Genomic DNA, 344 nt, shown 5'->3' with positions numbered 1-344 from the left:
GACGCCAGCTGCACCTGCGAATCCGGGCAATGCGGCCAATCAGGCCAAGCCAGGTGCGCCTGCTGCTGCACCGGCATCTGCTGTACCACCTAAACCGGCGACACCATGGAAAGGTATCGTCGGCGGTCTGATCGGTGGCGCCTTGCTGGCGGGTGTCTTGTCCCACTTTGGTCTGGGTGGTGCAGTCGCCAGTATGCTGGGTTCGCTGCTGACGTTCGCGGCCATCGGTTTCCTGATTTTCTTCCTGTTCCGTCTGTTCCGTGGCAATAAAGCAGCACCGGCGAATGCCTTCAGTCAGCCAGCGTATGCCGGCGTGCCACAGGCGCAGAGCTTCAGTCAGCCTC

Annotated in this window: 1 pseudogene; it reads left to right on the top strand. The window is 61.6% G+C overall.

What is annotated here, in order from left to right:
* Nucleotides 1-344: pseudogene (locus KDM89_RS20765) on the top strand (hypothetical protein); the annotation flags it as partial.

Source organism: Cognatundibacterium luofuense (genome assembly GCF_018139685.1).
Lineage (GTDB): Bacteria > Pseudomonadota > Gammaproteobacteria > Burkholderiales > Burkholderiaceae_D > Undibacterium > Undibacterium luofuense.
Note: the sequence above shows the minus strand (reverse complement) of the source record. Positions and strands in the feature narration are given on the sequence as shown.